Raw genomic sequence first — 2,113 nt, forward strand, 5'->3', positions numbered from 1 at the left:
CCTCTGCCGGGGCACGCCTCGGCAGGGGCTCTCAGCGCAATCTCCAACTAAATTTCCAGACGTCAGGTTACAGTACCTCGGGATCGTGGGGATCGGGCACTTTGCCACCGAAGCCATCAAAGACGGCAAACTCGGCTTGCCGCCCGACACGTACGGCTTCGGCCAGATCTCCCTCGAAACCGGTAAAGTACAAAAACGGGCTGCGCGCTCCGGCTTCTTCGCCCATGAACAGCATGGGGATCGCAGGGGCGCACAGCAGCAGCGCATGTACAATCCTTGCCGCTTCTGGTTCGACCAAGGAGATCAGACGCTCGCCAAGGGCGCGGTTCCCGATTTGGTCGTGGGTCTGGTTCGCGTTGACAAAGGCGGTCATCGGCAGGTGATCGGACGACGCACCGCGAGGGCCGTCCCGCGGCTGCCCGTGTTCGACGTGGCTGGTGGCGAGAGCGGATGCCAGATGCCCGAGCGGGTCCGCGGCAAAAGTTCGGTAGTATCCCGCCCGTTCCCCGGTCAACAGGCAGTGAACCGCATGGTGATAGTCGTCATTCCACTGGGCATCGACAAGACCGCGTTCCCGAAGGTCGGGCCGGCTACTTTCATCTTCGGTGACGACATGGATTTGGCGACCAAAGTCGCGTTCGCGGATTTCAGCGCAGAGGTTTTCGAGGAAGTCAGGTTGTGAATGATCCAGAATTTGGCGCGCCGCGTCAATGCGCAGACCATCCACGCAGAATTCTTCGATCCACATGATCGCATTGTCGATGAAAAAGCGCCGTACGGGCTCCTGTGAAAAGTCGATGGCCGGACCCCAGGGCGTGTTTCTGTTGTCGTCGAAGAAAGTCGGCGCGATCGCGTGCATGTACGATCCGTCCGGCCCGAAATGATTGTAGACGACATCGAGAATGACAGACAGGCCGAGTTGATGGGCCGTCTGGACGAACGCGGCGAAGTCTTCGCGTGTGCCATAGTCGGGATGGACCGCATAGGGCAGGACACCGTCATATCCCCACCCGCGATTGCCCGAGAATTGGGCGATGGGCATAATTTCGATTACAGTGATCCCAAGCGCCGCGAGCTCCGTGAGCCGCGTCGCCGCTGCCTTGAAAGTCCCCTCTGTGGTGAAGGTGCCGATGTGCATTTCATAGATGACGGCTTGCTGCCATTCCCGCCCGGACCACGGCGCGACCTCCACAGGGGCAGTCAGAACGGACCAACCGTGCACGCCGCCCAATTGCTGGCGCGATGCAGGATCAGGAAAGGCCTCTCCGTTGATCCGAAAGCGATAGGGCGCGTTTTCTTTCGCTGTGAAAACCGCCGTATAAAGGCTGTCTCCAGCGGGATCCATTGCGATGCGAGCGGCCTGCATTTCCAACACGACGGTCATCGCGCCCGGCGCCCAGATGGAAACCGACCATTCGCATTCCGATATGCGCTCCGGCCCCCATGAAAAAGGCATGCGGGTTATGGTGCGCGTTTCATTCATGAAGAAGTCTGCCGACTGACAGTGTAGCGCTCAGAGGGTGGCACACGATGTGCAAGGGGTTGCTCTGCACTTGCCAATGAGACCGCCAAGCGACCAGCCTCCCCTCGAAAGTCCGGGCGCTTCCCTGATCTCTCAGCCATCTGTCGCATCTCGGACTTTCAATGCCAAACTGGCAATATTACGCCTGAGGAAAAAAATGGTTCCATGGAAAAACAAATTTTTTCATGGGCCTTGGGCAAGATCTCCAAGGTATGGCCCTGATCCTTAGGAATTTGGCCTGGTTGTCCTCGTTTGGGGAGGTCGCATTCAAATTTCGGATCGGCAAAGCCGTCACGGTGGTACAAATTGAATGATCACAACAGATACTTGCCGAAGAGCATAAAATTTGCATCTTCCATGAAATGCAGAGCGTTGTGCCAAGCGATGCAATGTGCGTTTGATTTGCGCACGACCTGTCGCATGAATTTGCAAAGCTGCGGTTTGCGCTAGTTTCACTTTCCACCTAATGGATCGAAGCCACCGGCTTCTAGCCGGTCCGCTTCAGCGAATCTTTCTCTGATCTTCTCTCCTGAATTTTGAAACCCGCTGTGGCGGTATGGTTTCAAAATTCAGGAGAGAAGATCATGCGTT

At 57.0% G+C, this 2,113-nt stretch carries 1 protein-coding gene; it reads right to left on the reverse strand.

Features of this window, described 5'->3' with window-relative positions; translation table 11 throughout:
• Positions 1 to 67 precede the first annotated feature (67 nt).
• Entirely contained in the window at positions 68 to 1,483 is a 1,416-nt protein-coding gene (treZ, locus tag LC354_RS27600) for a malto-oligosyltrehalose trehalohydrolase (protein ID WP_223429126.1), read from the reverse strand.
• Positions 1,484 to 2,113 lie beyond the last annotated feature (630 nt).

The organism is Tateyamaria pelophila (assembly GCF_019966495.1).
Taxonomy (GTDB): Bacteria; Pseudomonadota; Alphaproteobacteria; order Rhodobacterales; family Rhodobacteraceae; genus Tateyamaria; species Tateyamaria pelophila.